The organism is Rhodoflexus caldus (assembly GCF_021206925.1).
In the GTDB taxonomy this organism is placed as follows: domain Bacteria; phylum Bacteroidota; class Bacteroidia; order Cytophagales; family Thermoflexibacteraceae; genus Rhodoflexus; species Rhodoflexus caldus.
The window spans coordinates 71,203-85,771 of sequence record NZ_JAJPRF010000010.1; the positions used below are offsets into that span (position 1 = coordinate 71,203).

At 46.7% G+C, this 14,569-nt stretch carries 22 protein-coding genes; 2 read left to right on the top strand and 20 right to left on the bottom strand.

What is annotated here, in order from left to right:
- Positions 1–21 precede the first annotated feature (21 nt).
- From NDK19_RS11625 to NDK19_RS11675, 11 genes are all read right to left on the bottom strand, one after another.
- A complete protein-coding gene (locus NDK19_RS11625) occupies positions 22–450 on the bottom strand; it encodes a hypothetical protein (RefSeq protein WP_250632057.1) in 429 nt (142 codons plus the stop codon).
- Positions 443–1,153: a hypothetical protein gene (locus NDK19_RS11630; RefSeq protein WP_250632058.1), complete on the bottom strand. Its 711-nt coding sequence runs from the start codon at positions 1,151–1,153 to the stop codon at positions 443–445. The genes NDK19_RS11625 and NDK19_RS11630 overlap by 8 nt, the downstream gene beginning before the upstream one ends.
- The gene (locus NDK19_RS11635) at positions 1,150–2,109 is read right to left on the bottom strand and encodes a DUF6712 family protein (RefSeq protein ID WP_250632059.1); all 960 of its coding nucleotides are present in this window, start codon (positions 2,107–2,109) and stop codon (positions 1,150–1,152) included. Before NDK19_RS11635 ends, NDK19_RS11630 begins: the two co-directional genes overlap by 4 nt.
- Positions 2,106–3,422 (bottom strand): hypothetical protein, encoded by a 1,317-nt coding sequence (locus NDK19_RS11640; protein ID WP_250632060.1) that lies wholly within the window; start codon positions 3,420–3,422, stop codon positions 2,106–2,108. The genes NDK19_RS11635 and NDK19_RS11640 overlap by 4 nt, the downstream gene beginning before the upstream one ends.
- The gene (locus tag NDK19_RS11645) at positions 3,419–3,739 is read right to left on the bottom strand and encodes a hypothetical protein (protein WP_250632061.1); all 321 of its coding nucleotides are present in this window, start codon (positions 3,737–3,739) and stop codon (positions 3,419–3,421) included. Before NDK19_RS11645 ends, NDK19_RS11640 begins: the two co-directional genes overlap by 4 nt.
- 287 nt (positions 3,740–4,026) lie before the next feature.
- Positions 4,027–4,173: a hypothetical protein gene (locus NDK19_RS11650; protein ID WP_250632062.1), complete on the bottom strand. Its 147-nt coding sequence runs from the start codon at positions 4,171–4,173 to the stop codon at positions 4,027–4,029.
- The gene (locus NDK19_RS11655) at positions 4,170–4,871 is read right to left on the bottom strand and encodes a hypothetical protein (RefSeq protein ID WP_250632063.1); all 702 of its coding nucleotides are present in this window, start codon (positions 4,869–4,871) and stop codon (positions 4,170–4,172) included. The genes NDK19_RS11650 and NDK19_RS11655 overlap by 4 nt, the downstream gene beginning before the upstream one ends.
- Positions 4,872–5,340: 469 nt before the next feature.
- Complete coding sequence (locus NDK19_RS11660; protein WP_250632064.1) at positions 5,341–5,547, bottom strand: hypothetical protein; 207 nt, start codon at positions 5,545–5,547, stop codon at positions 5,341–5,343.
- On the bottom strand, positions 5,528–5,755 hold the full coding sequence (locus NDK19_RS11665) for a hypothetical protein (protein WP_250632065.1): 228 nt from the start codon (positions 5,753–5,755) through the stop codon (positions 5,528–5,530). Before NDK19_RS11665 ends, NDK19_RS11660 begins: the two co-directional genes overlap by 20 nt.
- The gene (locus tag NDK19_RS11670; protein WP_250632066.1) at positions 5,730–6,632 is read right to left on the bottom strand and encodes an ArdC family protein; all 903 of its coding nucleotides are present in this window, start codon (positions 6,630–6,632) and stop codon (positions 5,730–5,732) included. The genes NDK19_RS11665 and NDK19_RS11670 overlap by 26 nt, the downstream gene beginning before the upstream one ends.
- A gap of 76 nt (positions 6,633–6,708) precedes the next feature.
- The gene (locus NDK19_RS11675; protein ID WP_250632067.1) at positions 6,709–7,146 is read right to left on the bottom strand and encodes a hypothetical protein; all 438 of its coding nucleotides are present in this window, start codon (positions 7,144–7,146) and stop codon (positions 6,709–6,711) included.
- A gap of 240 nt (positions 7,147–7,386) precedes the next feature.
- On the opposite strand from NDK19_RS11675, the gene NDK19_RS11680 reads away from it, so the two are divergent.
- Together NDK19_RS11680 and NDK19_RS16900 are read left to right on the top strand one after the other, a co-directional pair.
- Positions 7,387–7,587: a hypothetical protein gene (locus NDK19_RS11680; RefSeq protein ID WP_250632068.1), complete on the top strand. Its 201-nt coding sequence runs from the start codon at positions 7,387–7,389 to the stop codon at positions 7,585–7,587.
- Positions 7,588–7,645: 58 nt separating this feature from the next.
- On the top strand, positions 7,646–7,780 hold the full coding sequence (locus tag NDK19_RS16900; RefSeq protein WP_262910318.1) for a hypothetical protein: 135 nt from the start codon (positions 7,646–7,648) through the stop codon (positions 7,778–7,780).
- A 27-nt stretch (positions 7,781–7,807) separates the two neighbouring features.
- Here the strand turns inward: NDK19_RS16900 and NDK19_RS11685 are convergent, their stop codons facing one another.
- From NDK19_RS11685 to NDK19_RS11725, 9 genes are all read right to left on the bottom strand, one after another.
- The gene (locus tag NDK19_RS11685; protein ID WP_250632069.1) at positions 7,808–9,313 is read right to left on the bottom strand and encodes a hypothetical protein; all 1,506 of its coding nucleotides are present in this window, start codon (positions 9,311–9,313) and stop codon (positions 7,808–7,810) included.
- 19 nt (positions 9,314–9,332) lie between these two features.
- The gene (locus NDK19_RS11690) at positions 9,333–9,842 is read right to left on the bottom strand and encodes a hypothetical protein (RefSeq protein ID WP_250632070.1); all 510 of its coding nucleotides are present in this window, start codon (positions 9,840–9,842) and stop codon (positions 9,333–9,335) included.
- A gap of 52 nt (positions 9,843–9,894) precedes the next feature.
- The gene (locus NDK19_RS11695) at positions 9,895–10,182 is read right to left on the bottom strand and encodes a hypothetical protein (protein ID WP_250632071.1); all 288 of its coding nucleotides are present in this window, start codon (positions 10,180–10,182) and stop codon (positions 9,895–9,897) included.
- Positions 10,169–10,756, bottom strand: a complete 588-nt coding sequence (locus tag NDK19_RS11700) for a hypothetical protein (RefSeq protein ID WP_250632072.1) — start codon at positions 10,754–10,756, stop codon at positions 10,169–10,171. Before NDK19_RS11700 ends, NDK19_RS11695 begins: the two co-directional genes overlap by 14 nt.
- Positions 10,740–11,342: a hypothetical protein gene (locus NDK19_RS11705; RefSeq protein WP_250632073.1), complete on the bottom strand. Its 603-nt coding sequence runs from the start codon at positions 11,340–11,342 to the stop codon at positions 10,740–10,742. The genes NDK19_RS11700 and NDK19_RS11705 overlap by 17 nt, the downstream gene beginning before the upstream one ends.
- 65 nt (positions 11,343–11,407) lie before the next feature.
- Positions 11,408–11,992, bottom strand: a complete 585-nt coding sequence (locus NDK19_RS11710; RefSeq protein WP_250632074.1) for a hypothetical protein — start codon at positions 11,990–11,992, stop codon at positions 11,408–11,410.
- Positions 11,985–12,320, bottom strand: coding sequence for a hypothetical protein (locus tag NDK19_RS11715; RefSeq protein ID WP_250632075.1), 336 nt, complete (start codon positions 12,318–12,320; stop codon positions 11,985–11,987). Before NDK19_RS11715 ends, NDK19_RS11710 begins: the two co-directional genes overlap by 8 nt.
- A 2-nt stretch (positions 12,321–12,322) precedes the next feature.
- Positions 12,323–13,276, bottom strand: a complete 954-nt coding sequence (locus tag NDK19_RS11720) for a hypothetical protein (RefSeq protein ID WP_250632076.1) — start codon at positions 13,274–13,276, stop codon at positions 12,323–12,325.
- A gap of 33 nt (positions 13,277–13,309) precedes the next feature.
- Entirely contained in the window at positions 13,310–14,548 is a 1,239-nt protein-coding gene (locus tag NDK19_RS11725) for a S49 family peptidase (protein ID WP_250632077.1), read from the bottom strand.
- Positions 14,549–14,569 lie beyond the last annotated feature (21 nt).

Here is a 14,569-nt window from a genome sequence, read left to right on the forward strand (position 1 = left end):
AGCAGACAGCAAAAAGGACAATTAGTTTCTAATGCGCGTAATCACAGTGAGCACTACATAAATGCCTACACTGTTGGGGTTTGGCATTCGGTTGAGCCGTTTGTACGTAACCTTTTCAGCGGTGAAAGACAGCTTGAAATCTGTACGCACGTCGCGGCGAATCATGCGGAGCATGTCCTCAAACAAGCCTACGCAAAGCGCGTAGGTTTCCGCCATCTTGATTACATCATCGCTCGGCGCGTCTTTTACCAACAGCATGTGTACCGTGTGATGGCGGCGCAAGTCGTCTGCCAGCAGGTCGCGAATTTCGCTTTGCTCTTCGCCAAAAAGCAGTGTAGGCTGCTTGCTGTTTATCTTGCCGCGCACGGCAAGCATTTCCTCTTCCACGTCCATCAGGGCGAATTGCAAGCCTAAGCGCGTGGCTACTGTTTTGAAATAATCGTCAATCATTGGGTAGGTTGTTGGCAGTTTTAACAAGGGAAAGAAGTACAGTAGCGGCGGGTAAATTGGCAACTTTCTCATATTGTACGACTTGCTCGCCAGCGAGTAGGTGCAGGATGTCGTACCAGTCTTGCTTGGCAGAACTGATGCGCTGTTTGCCCTTGCTTTTGCGTGGGCGTATCTGCTGCATCAGCTTGCGATACTCTTTGTATTCCTGCATGATTGGCTCCAACAGGCGCAACTTCTGTGCGCGTGTGTAGTAGCGCAATACAGCTTCTACACGGTCTGTTTCGTCGTCGGAGTAGGTTTCTGACGACTGAAAGAAAAAAGCAAGCGCCGTATCTGCATAGACAATATTGTCTTGCAGGAGCGGCAGCAATTCACTCAACCGAACAAAGCGGATGAAATAAAAGGGCTGTTTGCGGATGACTTCACCTTCGGGGCTAATAACAAAATTGTCGGCAAGGGCAATTTTGCTGATCAGCTCTCGGGCTTCCAGCGGATAGTTGCGGGCGGTGTAGTAAATCACCGCATTAGTCAGCCAACTGCGCGGCTCTGCCAGCAATTGCAAAAAAGCTGCAAGGCTGATGTCGTATCCGCAAAAATGCTCATAGACGATTTTGCGCACCTGTACGGGTAGCAAATCGGGGTTGCGGATAATATTCACGATGATTTTCCATCGCCAGATTTTGAAAGAGATACCGTTTGTCATATCATCCAAAAGGTTTTTCGGTTGTCTTCGGACATTTCAGCGCCGATTTTGTAAAGCGGGTAATCGTCCTGATTGTCGGCTATGTAGTTGTGCAAATCGGCCAGCGCAGCCTGCGAAGTTTCGTGCAATTCGTCGTAGACGTTTTGCAACACACGCGGGTCGGCGGCTTTTAGTTCGGACGATTGGTCGGAGCTGTTGGCAGCAAAGCTCAGGAGGCCGGCTCTGACAAAATCAACCTGCAAAACATTCATACTGTCGGCCAGTATGCGGTTGGCAAGGTAGGTGCGCAGGTAGTCAAACAGCGCTTTGATTTCGCGTGCGGGCGATGGGGCAGAAACATTTTCTTGCACAACTTTGGCCAGTTTGGCACCAACAGCGGCGCGCAAAAGCTGCATTTCGCGGCGTTGGATAACAACGCGCAGACGAAAGAACAGGGTACGACTGTTGCGGATGTCGGCATGCTTGCTGAAAACGTCGGCATTGGGCAACAGGCTGTTTTTGATAACATTGTAGGCGGGTGAATCGCGCCAAATGTCAAATACAGCCTCGTGCTGCTCCATGTGCAACAGCAGCAGGTTTAGTGCGCTGTATGCAAGGCGCTCCGTCTCCTCAATCGCCTGGGCTTTTTCGTATTTGAAAAGGCTGCGGCGTTCGCCTGTTTCAACAGCAACAGCGCCGCCGTCGGAAATCTGCATTGCGGCAAATGGCATATAGCTGATAGCGGCAAACTTCGCTGCGGCAGATTGGATATGTGCCCACGCTGTTTTTTGTACATTGCTCAACTTGTCTGACTCGTACAGCTCAAGCAGTTTGAGAAACTGTTTGGCATCAACGATTGGCAAGATGTGGGTAATGACTGCATCGTCCAGATACGGCTGTACGGTTGTAACGCTTAATCCGGATGTTGCGGCAGGGAATACCTGTTGCAACTCCTCATCTGTTTTGAATAATGTCATTCGGCTGCATTGTTAAGGTTGCGAAGGTCGGGGGCAATGTCGGCACGGGCATCCAGGGCAGGCATTGCAAAGTATAATTCATCTTCCCATCCGTTGTAGGGCAGGGCAAGACGGTTGAAGGGCTCTAGAATCAGGTTCAGGCTTGAGCGCATGAGCAACAGGTAGTTGCGCAAATGCTCAAATACGTCTGAACCGCTACCGGCTCCGATGCCATTTTTGCCGATCCCGTTACCAATCAGCGACTGCGGGACGCCAATCGCGTACAGGATATGCGAAGCAGATTCCTGCGATTCGGGTATCAGCTCGCCGGAAAGGGTATTGGCTTTGATGAGTTCTATTTTGATGTACTCTACTTCTTCGCCAGCCAGTTTGGACATCTTTCCGGGTAGAAAAAATGCTTTGCCTGCATTCTGCGAACCTGACAAAAACTGCTCAATTCGCGCGCGCTCTTTGTCCATCAGGTTGATTTTTTCGTCTTTGGAAAGCTGATTGAACTCAGGGAAGCGGCGCAGCCAATATTCATCCATAATCGTCACTTTGTACAAAGGCAACATGCCGTTGCTCATGATTGCTTTTTTGAGCAGGGGAATGCTTTGCGCGACGCTAAACCAATTAGATGGGAAAATAGAGTGCCATGGCGCCTCCTGATATTGACTTGCCCCGGGCGAAGATTTAAATAACGGATAAACGAATATTTCAGGGGCTGCCAAGTCAAGCCAGATTTTCGGGTTTGAATAGCGGTCAATGATAGGGAACGATTTGATATAGTTGCTGTCGTCGCTGTATTCGCGTGACCAATCGGCACACACATACAAGCGCCGCGGGTACAGGCTGCCGTTTTCGTGCGGCTTGCTGTACCGACTGAACATCGCCTCATTTGTGAAGATGTGTTCAATTTTTCCCGTCTTGCGGCTGCGGTGCATGGTCGGGAAAATATTGTTGAACCAAAAATAATCGGTCAGGGCCTCGTTTTTATAGGCTTCAAAATTGAGTTGCCGCAAGAAATTCTCTAGCGCAGGATTGCGGCGAAAGCGGTAGGTTTTCTTGCCTTGGGCATCGTAATCAGGAATGCCGTAGCGAATTTCAATCGCAGCCGCCCAATCAATTTGCTTCTGGATGGTTTGGGGTATAATGGAATTTTGGCGCGCCTGCTCATATACCCATTGCGGGTATAGATTGTCGCCGCCCCAATATTCTATCTTCAGAGAGCTGCCGCGAAAGTCGGGGCGCTCGGGGATTTGTGCTGCTTTCGGCAGCGGCATATTCCACGCCACTACCGCATTGGCAAATGTGGAAATGTGAAATTCCATCATGGGCGTACGGGTTTGTTATTTATTTCTACAATCAGCACGAAATGGCAAGAGAAAATATCGCCTGTGTTTCGGCAATAGAATTTCTGCACGGCAAAATCAGGGGCTTTTTTGGCGGTGTGCTGCTTCTTTTGCTCGCGGGTGATGCTGCCGCGCACCCACTGGGGCAGCACTTTTGCATTTTTGGCCAGTACACAGTTTTCGTAGCGGTGCAGCTTGCCGCTGCGCTCGCTGCGAAAAGCGATAGAAAAGGGCACCGGCTGCCCGGCAACGCTCTGTTCGATGATGGCAATAAGCTCAGTTCGCCGTATGAATTCCATGCTGCAAACCTCAGGCAGGCAGGCAAAAAGTAAAAGGACAATGACTTTTGGGGATAAAAAAAGCCCTGCCGTTATCGGGCAGGGCTTGGGGCTGTATATGAGGGGCTTACTTTGGGCAACTGAGAAAAGAGGTTTTCCAAGACACGTAAGGTACTCCTTTCTGTAAGCGCTGCTTATCCTACACCCCTTTCAATGGTTCGGATTTGTTTTGTAAATATATTGAATTAATTCTGATTAATAAAAAAATCAATCGCTCCAACTGTCATCAAGAAAAAATGATACACTTTCTATCTTTCGTCGGAGTTTGCCTCCCAATTGCCTATCCAGTACCCAACGGATACGATTTTGCCGTCAAAAATAAAGGCAATACGCCCAACTAAAGACGGGTCGTTTTTGTCGTGCAACCCGTCTTTTTCTACGTCGTAGACTTTCATGACTGCATAGTAAAGTAATAGGTGTTCAGTACTTTGCAATCTTCCCAAATCTTCATTGCTTGTGATTTTGGTAGGGAACAAATATCACTACCTGAGTATTCAAATTCAATTACCTGCCACATAGTGCCATGTTCAGGCTCATCTGACTGGATATGGCCAGCAGGTATTTCTGAAACGGCCTCTTCAAAAGACTCAAAAAAGCCTTCAAAATTGCCCATGTTGGACTTGTAATTATCTAATCGGTATGCTTTTTTCATAGTGTTTTTACAATTCGCCAAAAACTCAGCGGCGCTACTACCTCCGTCATTCAGCATTTCTGCGATTCCAATGGAATCGTGAAACTTTCTGTATTGCTTCTGATGGTAGATGAAACCACCGCTTTCTACCTCTTCTGATGTGGGTGCGTCCACGTCTTTGGAGGCAAGGATGACGGCGTCCCATTCGTCTGATGTATAGCGCCATCCGTCTATCTGGACAACGCCGAAGATGCGGATCAGGCACTTCATTAGGGGAAATACATGATTGTTTGCCAATGAACGGTCGCCGCGCACGAAGGGGCGCAGCGTGTTTTCTGGGAGACCTGCCTCCCTCTCTATGTAAGAGAGAGAGAGGGCAGGACTTATTTGTTGGAGGTATGTGCGGAGTTTAGACATTGGTATTACGAAGTTTTTTTGGGAAATTTCTAATTGCTTTTTCATGGTGTTAGGTGTTTTTTGTTTTTGTTTGATGTTCCAAAATTAGAACATATTATCCAAAGTTCCAAATTTGGAACGCAATTTTTTTGAAATATTTTTTTGGTAAGTGATTCCTCCCTATCTGCCGAAGGCTGCCGCAACGGAATCAATCAGCCAAGCTAAAAAGCGGAGCTGCTTCGGCTGATTGATGAGGCGGCTCTTTTTGTTAAGTTGTGTTGCGCCTGCGGCGACTTAACAAAAAGGAAACAAGCCTTTGCCTTATGAAAATGATTTTTGTTTTCTTGTGTTGCGCCTGCGGCAAGAAAACAAAAAGTTAACAAGCTCGCAAAAAATGACGCAATAGCAGGGATGGTAAAATAGCAGAGGGGTTTTTTGCGTCATTTTTTGCAGCCGCTTCGAGCGCCGCGCCTGACCGAACACAGTGTATTTCTTACACTTAGCAGGTCGGCAAAAAAACGGCGTAATTAAAAAGTTACTTCTTGCAGGTGTGGGTGCGTTCCCATTTCCCTTTGTCTTTTGCAATTACGGTATGTACAAACTCTTGCGTATCAAGTAAGCGCTTTGCCTGTCCTACTGTAATAGCTTGCAAGCTGATGTACTCTCCTTTGCTGTCAAACTCTGCAAGTGTGTAAAATCCTTTGTTTGACTCAATCACTGTTTTAAAAACTGTCGGCTTCATGGCTTCGGTTGGGTTTTGGTTGTTGGTCGGTTGCTCGTTCGGCAATCGAAATATTTTTAATAAACAGGCTGCCGTTATTCCAATATAGTTGGAGTTCGTCTCCTGCCTGAAAATTGAAAGCGTTTAAAATGCTTCCTTCTATGTGAATAGCTGGCAAAATATTGCGCTGTTCGTCAATCACATTAATTACTCTCGTCGGGGCTGGCATCGTCTGCGGTTGGGGTTATATTGTTGGCTAAAATGTATTCTGTGGCTCGCTTGGCTTGCTGTGCGGCTGTAATAATCATGCGCTTGTCATTGCGCAATTTTTGCAGCCAATTAGCGATATAAGCGGCAGAGTTTTCTATTAGTCGGGCGTTTTCAATGCCTGCAATATTGCAGAGAAAAGAAGCTGTCAGTTCTGCGGTTAACTCTTCTTTGCTGTAATCTTCTGAACCGAAAAAACTCTTTCCTGACGTTGCAATCTCTAAGCGGTTTAATCGCTTCGGGTGTCCTGTGGCGTGTGCATACTCATGAAACAAAGTTGAAAAATAGGCTTCTTTGCTTTCAAACGAAGTTAAGGGGGGCATTTGTACTAAGTCAGTCAGGGGCATATAATATGCCTGCGCTCCTCCGTGTTGCAACTTCGGGGGGTTTGGCATATTGTTAATAATTGCTTTGCAATTCGCTGTTTTTTGCGTTTCGCTGGGTGGCTCTGGCAGTGCTGGCAGTAGCTCTTTGATGCCTGCAACCTGTGCCACATTGAAAACAGTGTAGTAACGCAACAAAAATACCTGCTTCATTTCTCCAGTTTGGGGGTCTTTGGCTTCGGTAACTTTCCAAAAAATAACCTTATGGCCTTTTTCTCCTTTGCGTACCTGTCCGCCCATTTGTAGGGCTTGTTTATAGGTTAAAAATAATGGGCGTTCATAGGGTAGCATGGCAAGCAACCAAACATTTATACCTGTGTAGGGCTTTTTGTTGGCGAAATTGCGGGGAACATCTGATGTTTTCCAAGTTTGACGCCATGGGGCTACTCCCTGTTCTAACAAAGACAATATCTTATCTGTAACCTCTTGATAGAGGTCTGTTTTAGGTTTTTCCATAAAATTTTTGAGGTTAAAAAGGTTGGGAATTACCCGGCATTACTGCCGGGCGTGGTGTGTTTTTTGTCCAGAAAAATCAGATTTTGAAAGATTCAAGGTCTTTTTTCAGTTCGTTTATTTGCTCTTCAATGAATTGCAAAAGCGTATCATATACCAACTTAATAAAATGGCTGTTGGTAGTATTGAATGGCTTACCTGCGCACTCAAGTGTAAACTTGTCATTGCTGCCCATGCTATTCCCTGCGGAGATTAACTCAAACTTTGAACTTTCCATCCTGTCAAGTTTTTGCATCTTTTGCAAATAGTTTTCAGCCGCAAATTTCTTGTCTAAAATTGTCGGGGCTTTGTTTGGTTGTGGTTCGGGCGTGTCATCGTAGGGCGGAAAATCCTGCTCGTACTCTGTCAAGATGCTTGCACATGGTGCGCTGTTGTCTTGCATTTCGCTTGCTGCGGATGCGATTTCAGGGCTAAAAGCTTCTTGCTCTGCGGTCTGAACTTTTGGTGTCTTTTTCATTTTTTTTGAAAGTTAAAAGGTTAATTAATTATTGATTCTGTGGGCTTTTTTTGTTCGTTTCCCACATTACAAAAGTACTAAATTAGCTCATAATGAGCTAATTTATATTAACGATTTACTTACATCAAAGAAAAAATATTAAAATTAACTTATTGATTATCAGTGATTTACAAATGATAAAAGAGTGGCAAATGTAATATTTAGCTCTTTATTAGCTAATTTTGAAAAAAAACAAAAACTATGGATTACTTAAAAATTGATTCGGCTTATTTATCGCAAAAAATGAAAGCGCATAGTCTGACGCAACAAAGAGCAGCCGATGCGCTGTGCGCTGGCAATGGTGGGCTTTTACGCAAGTGGCTGGCGGGCGAAACCATAAGCAATCCCGCAAAAGCGGCAATTTTTTACTATTTCATGCTATTAGAAGGTAAAAGCCTTTAAAAAAACAGGATTTTAACGCTCTCAAAATCAGCCTAAAACGGCTGATTTTTTTTGCCTTTTGCCGAACGGCGCAACGATTGACCCCGACCTGTCGCGCTCTCGCGTGGTTGCAATTGCGCAAAAAATACGGATATATGAGGGGGCGGCGCGATACGATTTGGCACGGGGTGTGCCCTGCGTGGTAGGCCGTTAAAATTTAGCAGACCTTTGATGCGGGCATCTACGGTACGTCTGTTGTTGCTGTGTCGGTTATTACTTCCGCAAACAACCCTTCTATCAAGCTGTCTGCTGCCTCTCCGAAATGAGTCTGTAAGCGTTGGTCAAGCTGCGGTTTCTTTTCGCCTGACTTGTCTTTTTTAAGTGCGCCGCTCTCGTCCTGATAACATCGGGTATTCTGTATGCTCAGGTTGAGATAGTGACAATTCTCTATATTGAAGGATATTTTACCCATGCGCAGTAGCAATGCCCAAAGGCGGTATTTGTCCTGATAGGTAAATTGGTTATAGAACATCTGCTCTATCACTGTCCAGCCCAGCGATTGCAGCTCTTGAGTAAATGACTCGTGAAAGCGCATTGCACTGATGGCAGATCTGCCCTGCCTTGCTGTCCGGTCAAAGTGATAATAGACGATTCGGCATGGGGAGTTCTTGTAATAGTCATCAAACTTTCGCGCTAAGTCTTTCAAATCTAAGGGCGCAAGCACATACAAGCTGTTGATGATTTTAAGATTACCTAACTGTAGTTGACCAATCGTCAAACAGTTAATTGACTGGTTGTAGTCGGCGGCTATATGGATTGGTTCGGTTGCGAAATAATCTTTGTCGGTTAGCCAGTTTCGGTCATCGTGCGGCAAATGGTAGCCTATCCGGTAGCCGTGCTTCTTTTCTGACCATAACGGATAGAAAGCATTACCGCCCTGTCTTGCTTCTAAGTTCAGTACACTTGTAGCGATATCCGCTTTACTCATGGATGCAATCATCGTGCGGATATAGTTTAGCCCAAGCGCATGTATATTATCCAGTGTACTTGCTGTGTTGAAAGAAACAGCACGTTTGCGCAACTCCTTTACCATGTTGCGCAACTCTTCTGCGTCGGCTCTACGCTCGTCCTGCTGCAGAATCGCCTGTATCTGCAATATCTGTTTGCAGATGTTGGGTGTAGATTTCGGGCGAAACTGCAAAAACCAGTCATGCTCTTTCTCCCAGGGACGGGGCATGTCTGATACAATCAATATTGATTTGTGCTGATAAAGCTTACCGAATACATCTTCATTGCCGCGAACGGCAAGTACTGTTTCTCTGAATCGCTGTTCGGGTATGAGCTTCCCTTCTTCAACGGCCAAAAAGTCCAAATTGCTACCATTGTGCTTCGCTCTGGCACTTAGGATATAAAACCCCGAGCCATTGTAGAAACTGACGAAATGCGCGAAATCTTTTTCAGGAAATCGGCGGCCACGTTTGAAGTGCGCGGGCGGCGTGGTACCCACGTTGTAGTGCACTCCGCGCTTGAACCCAAATTGCTCAAAGCATAAGTAAACGCCTGAGAGTATCTTTTCCTCGACCTTGTAGTCGGGAATCATCAGACCGCCGACGCAACCGGGCATAGCTGTTAATCTATCCAACAGCCAAGGCCCTGTAATGCCTTCTGTTTTGCCTGTCCCCCGTCCGCAGACATTTACGGATATACGCGCATCAACCGCTTTATTATAAAGCTGTGCCGGGTTCAAGTGTATTCTGGAAACGACCCTATTCCCTTTCTGAATCAGCTTGCTTTTCATCCACGACGATAAAGTCTGTATCTATTGCGTCCTTTTCAATGGCAGCGTAAATCTGCTTTTTGAACTCTTCTATTTTGTCTTCTGACGGTAGGTCTATTTCTAAGATTTCAGGGAAGAATCCCAATTCTACAGGCGGCGGCTGAATCTCTTTTACTTTGTTTTCTATGCTGTGCAATTGAGATACTGCCAGCACTAAGTTTTTATCGCAAAGCGCTTTGACTTTGCTGTCGTGTGCGTCCTGTTTCGTCTTATAAATCTCCTGTAGAACTGCCTCAATGTGCAATGTCTTCAAATCAAATAACTGAACAGTGCGGTTGTAGATTTTGTACGCAGTAGGCAGGGTAACGCCATACTCTTCCATAAGTGATTTCAGAACTTCGTTTTTCGGTTCAAATTGCTGAATCAGTTTGCGGCAAAAGTCCATTTTTTCAAACTTACTTTTTGCCGACTCTGACACTTCGCCTATGCCTGTTTTCATCACTCTTAATAGTTTTTTGTGATTTGATTTCTGCGTTACCCTGTTGCCCATTTTACAATTTCTGATTTTGCAAAATCTTACGCATTTCCGATTGCGCAGGCGTACTGCCCATTGTTGCTTGTTTGAAAATACTTGCCCGCAACTGATATTCAGCCGTGAGCATACCTTTCCAAAATGCTTTTTTCAAATCAGACATCTTGCTGATTTCTTTTGTCTTAACTCGTGCTTTGGCTTCATCTACGCCGCAAGCAATCAGAAATTCATAAGCGTTTACATCAATTGCAATTGCAATTTCAATCAAGTTAAATCCGTGAGCTGCGTACTTTTCAACAGCTTCCATCTGTTCGGTCGTTAGTTGAATTTGAGTTACCATAAATAAACTGTGCATCAAGGGTTGCAGATTCTTTACAAAATAGAATTACACCGCCTTCAGTGCGGCGGTTAGTCGTCAGGTTGGATGATGAAATAATTGCACATCCGAAATGTTCATTTTGCAACACGTAACATTTCGCATGTGTCCTGCGATACGTAATTCTTTCTGCAATTCCTTCAAGCAGCTGCACAGCGTCTGGTGCATTCGTTTTCGTGCGATAGTCAAGCAGGCAAACAACCTTATCAATCATCCCGCTACTCTGCATAGCTGCGATTCTTTCCACAGCCGGTAGCGACAGCGCCCATGTTGAAAAGTACAAATCGCACTTGCCCAGGCGTTGCGCACAAAGCGCAATCAGGTTGTGTGTTGAATACCTGCCACGTGTCCAGTAGCGTATCAAATCGCCTTCCTGTGCCCTGCTGATAGCCGCTTGCATCTCTTCACTATCCATTTCCAGCAAATAGCTTCTTTGCAGACGTTGCAAACGCTGCAAATCTGCATCAGGCGCAGGTATAGCGATATGTTCAGGCTGCAACAGCATTTTTCAATAACTCTTCAATTTTGGCAAGTTCATCCGCAAAAGCTTTGCGCCGTGCTTCGTCCTTTGTTCGGCTGATGTACGTGCGCAGTGTGTTACGACGCTTGAGTAATTCTGCCTGTGAAAGACTGTCAACCTTTGGTTTGACAGGTTCTTTACGTTCAGGCATTTTGCCATGTGTGTAGAAATAATCAATCACCTCCTGCAAAGAGGTAATCTCTTTGTGGCGGCGAACAATGGCCTGGGAAAGTTCGGGGCAATTCTCATCTTCCGGCACATTCACCATACGGATAAAGTCAAAATCATTGTCTTTGCGAAGCTCGTTGCGTCGTGCAATGAGCGCTTGCAGCTCATGCGGTAGCGTGTAAAAGTCCGCCAGCTTTTCTTTGACCTGGTACGCTTGCTCCGGTGCCGCTTCAAGCTCTGCAATGCGTTGCAGCTCTTCGCGCAGTACCCTCTCGTGGTGCGGTGAGCGTTGCTGTAATACCATTGCCTTTACCTTGCTTGCGTGTCCGCTGGCAAGGTACAATTCGAGCGCTTTGGCGTAATCAAAGTGCTGCAAAACCCAAATAATGCTTGCTTTATCCATCTTTCAAAAAAGCCCGATAAAAGATTTACCGGGCTTTAACAATTCACCAATTAGGAAAACGAAATCTATGGGTGTAGCGTAATCAGGCCCTCATACATAATAATACCGGGGCTGAACGCATTTAGCGTGCAAGAGTAACCCTTGCGGTCGCCTGTAATGTTGCTTGTGCTGAAATTCGCAGTAATCTGCGCAGGATGCTGACGGCTACCAACCTGATAAACAGGATACTTGCCGTCTTCCGGTTTGCGATTGGTATCTTCCAGCAAGGCAATCACATTCAGGGTTTTGCCGAAACGGATAAACTCATTGAAAGCATTGTTGGTACCGGGGTAGAAAAACTCCGCAACGAATGTGCCGCCGCTTTGGTCGCGGTTGGTCATCTGCTCCCAGTTGATAACGCCTGTATCGTACGTCGTCTGGATTTCAATGAATCCTTTACCGGTTGCAAAAATGTGATCCCCCGTGATGCGGTTCAAGTCGCCAATAGGCGGCTGCACAGGCGGATTGCCGGGCGTTACAGGGGGCGTAAACCAAAGCGTATCGGCAACAGTAGTCATCCACGTAAGTGGAGCAATCCAGATCCGCGGGGCAACGCCAGAAATGTTCTCCTTCCCCTCCATCCCCTCATAGCTTTTCAAAAAGTTAAGCATCGTTGCCTCCTTCCTCTGCCAGCTCTACAATGCCACTGCCTTTGCTGATAAGCCATTGCAACAGTGCGTCATCTTCAGCAATTTGCTGCGCACTGTACGACTTGCCCTCATGATAAATGCCTGAGCGGACACGGTACATTTTGCCGCCGACCTCTGCCGTAGGCATAGCAACGCCCGTTTGCTTGGCCGCTTCTATGGAAGCCTTCAGCTTTGCGTTTTCTTCCTGCACATCTGCATAGAGCTTTGAAAGTTCTGCCAGTGCCGCCTGCGCCTCTTCCAGTGTTTTGAAATCGGCTGTATTGATTATGTTTTTCTGTGACTTTGCCATGATTACACTAAGTCTTGGTCGTTTGTGAATACAATGCTCTCATCAAGGAAACCTACACCTTTGTAGAAGTCAGTCAGGAACTTTACAAAGCGGTCAAATACCTGCACGTTGAAGCCTGAAAGTCCTGCTGGCTTCTTGGTCAGCTCTACCGCGTTGCCTGTCGGAGTCATCCAGATTTTATTGCTGTTCAGCATGGCTTTTTGACCACGTACAGTAATATTGAATTGCGGCAGTCGGTACAAATCGCTTTCTTGAAAATACTGTTGGTTGTACTTCAAACGCATACCAGTCGCAAAGCGCATCGCTAAGTCTTCATTCATATTTAAAGTCATTGTTTGCATCCAGTAGCGTTTATCTACCGAACGCGCGAAGGCTTCAATCTGCTCAACAAATCCCTCAGGTGTAGCATCAGGCGCACCAGTAGCAATCGGCGTGATTTTTCCCGCCGTGATTGCCTGATTGATTTTGCGGCGCAATCCGTTCATGCTGCCCAGCGAAGTGGTTGGCGTACCTGCCACAGGTGTAACTTTCGCTCCCGCATACAGTGCGTTGTCCAGCTCTTCCTCCATTTTCGGAATCAAATGCTCTTCAACCACATAGGCCACAATCGGGTAATCATCTGGATTTCTGTTGTTTTGCTCCATAAATGCCAGCCAAGAGTACTTGAGCGTATTCGGATTGATTTGATAGTCAATTTTCAGGTTGTCCAAATCAATTACATGTGGCGTAAAGGTCGCTTGGCCTTTCGGGGTAAACTGATCCTGATAGCCTTGCAATACTTCGCTCATAGCCACGTTTGCAACTTCGAAACGGGTAAATTCTGTCGTCATTTGCGACAGCACCTGCGACATACTCTTCTGACTGCGATACAAACGCGCAATCAGATTCCGCTCGTTCTGCGTCCCCGGGCGGTAGTATGCGCCAAAGTCCGCAATCAACTGCATGATGTTAATCATAAAAAGATGTGATAAAGTTTAAGTTTTAAGTTTTTACTGCATCATGTTTTTTGCCCAGTCGCTGCCTGCATACTCATGCTTTGGCTCTTGCTCCATCACATCGGCGGCGGTAACCACTGGCGCGGATTCAGTAGCGGCTTCCCTGCCCACAATCTGCGTGGCAACCTCTCTGCGGACGTTTTCAAGCTCGTTTTTAGCACTTGCAGCGGCTGCATTAGCCTGTGCCAGTTGCTCCTGCAAGGCTGCGATTTCAGCATCTTGCGCGGCAATGCGCTCCTGCGCTTGGGCAATATTGTTCTGCAATTGCAGCAACTCTGCGGCTTTTGCGTCCATCCTGTCCAGCTCACTGTTTGGGATGGTCGCGCCGTTTTGGTCTGCCTTCGGCTCCCAGCCGAATACAGAGGTAATTGACTTCCAGGTCATGGTAGTTGATTTGAAATTTGACGATGATTTATTTGTGGATTTTAAAATACTGTCAAGCGTGGCGTAGCCATCGGCAAGGCCCATTTGCATAGCGGCATTTGCGACGAACAAACGCCCGGTCAGGGCTTCCTCACTGACCTGTGGACGCATGCGGCGCACGAAGTCAATGAAATTCTGCGCCATCGGGTTGAGGGTTTCTTCCTGTAAGGCCTTGTACCTGCCCTTGAGCGCATCTTCATAAGACTTACCCTTATCAGGTGATTGCTCTGCGTAAATGCGGTGAACCTTAATGCCGTTTTCCGCCTGCATTTTGGTATAATCAGCAAGCGTTACCATTACCCCGATACTGCCCAGCTGTGAGCTTGGCTCGGCGACCATGATTTCAGAAGCAGCCGAAGCAATGAAATAGCCTGCCGATGCGGCCATCCCTGTAACAAGCGCTTTGACAGGCTTTGTCTTACGCGCTTCTGCGACGGCTTCGGCAAGGGTTTGAGTACCCTTGACCATGCCGCCCGGAGTGTCTAACAACAAAAGGATTGTTTCTACCGAAGCATCTTCTACCGCTTCAGCAATGTAGCCGCACATGGTTTGGCTGCCCGGCTTTCCGCACCAGTCGTCTTCATAACTGATGACATCTTTGATGCTGATGATAGCCGTGCTTTCGCACTGATAAAAGGATTTGGCGCGAACTTTTGCCAGGTGCGCACCCAGGCGAACAGTATCGCGGGACTCGTCGGCAAGAGGCTCAAATGTGTATTGCTCTGCCATGAGCTGATTTAGTATTTGCTCGGCAAAGTGCGGTTCTATCGCCCATTCTGCCGAAGCTATATCGCGCATGAGTTGAATCATGCTGCAAATACATATACTAAA

Coding starts and splice junctions, on each gene's coding strand:
- NDK19_RS11645 (WP_250632061.1), bottom strand. CDS start 3,739: ATGGAATTCATACGGCGAACTGAGCTTATTGCCATCATCGAACAGAGC.
- NDK19_RS11665 (WP_250632065.1), bottom strand. CDS start 5,755: ATGCCAGCCCCGACGAGAGTAATTAATGTGATTGACGAACAGCGCAAT.
- NDK19_RS11690 (WP_250632070.1), bottom strand. CDS start 9,842: ATGAAAACAGGCATAGGCGAAGTGTCAGAGTCGGCAAAAAGTAAGTTT.
- NDK19_RS11660 (WP_250632064.1), bottom strand. CDS start 5,547: ATGAAGCCGACAGTTTTTAAAACAGTGATTGAGTCAAACAAAGGATTT.
- NDK19_RS11655 (WP_250632063.1), bottom strand. CDS start 4,871: ATGAAAAAGCAATTAGAAATTTCCCAAAAAAACTTCGTAATACCAATG.
- NDK19_RS11670 (WP_250632066.1), bottom strand. CDS start 6,632: ATGGAAAAACCTAAAACAGACCTCTATCAAGAGGTTACAGATAAGATA.
- NDK19_RS11650 (WP_250632062.1), bottom strand. CDS start 4,173: ATGAAAGTCTACGACGTAGAAAAAGACGGGTTGCACGACAAAAACGAC.
- NDK19_RS11640 (WP_250632060.1), bottom strand. CDS start 3,422: ATGATGGAATTTCACATTTCCACATTTGCCAATGCGGTAGTGGCGTGG.
- NDK19_RS11675 (WP_250632067.1), bottom strand. CDS start 7,146: ATGAAAAAGACACCAAAAGTTCAGACCGCAGAGCAAGAAGCTTTTAGC.
- NDK19_RS11715 (WP_250632075.1), bottom strand. CDS start 12,320: ATGGCAAAGTCACAGAAAAACATAATCAATACAGCCGATTTCAAAACA.
- NDK19_RS11680 (WP_250632068.1), top strand. CDS start 7,387: ATGGATTACTTAAAAATTGATTCGGCTTATTTATCGCAAAAAATGAAA.
- NDK19_RS11705 (WP_250632073.1), bottom strand. CDS start 11,342: ATGGATAAAGCAAGCATTATTTGGGTTTTGCAGCACTTTGATTACGCC.
- NDK19_RS11695 (WP_250632071.1), bottom strand. CDS start 10,182: ATGGAAGCTGTTGAAAAGTACGCAGCTCACGGATTTAACTTGATTGAA.
- NDK19_RS11720 (WP_250632076.1), bottom strand. CDS start 13,276: ATGATTAACATCATGCAGTTGATTGCGGACTTTGGCGCATACTACCGC.
- NDK19_RS11625 (WP_250632057.1), bottom strand. CDS start 450: ATGATTGACGATTATTTCAAAACAGTAGCCACGCGCTTAGGCTTGCAA.
- NDK19_RS11710 (WP_250632074.1), bottom strand. CDS start 11,992: ATGCTTAACTTTTTGAAAAGCTATGAGGGGATGGAGGGGAAGGAGAAC.
- NDK19_RS11700 (WP_250632072.1), bottom strand. CDS start 10,756: ATGCTGTTGCAGCCTGAACATATCGCTATACCTGCGCCTGATGCAGAT.
- NDK19_RS11630 (WP_250632058.1), bottom strand. CDS start 1,153: ATGACAAACGGTATCTCTTTCAAAATCTGGCGATGGAAAATCATCGTG.
- NDK19_RS11725 (WP_250632077.1), bottom strand. CDS start 14,548: ATGATTCAACTCATGCGCGATATAGCTTCGGCAGAATGGGCGATAGAA.
- NDK19_RS11635 (WP_250632059.1), bottom strand. CDS start 2,109: ATGACATTATTCAAAACAGATGAGGAGTTGCAACAGGTATTCCCTGCC.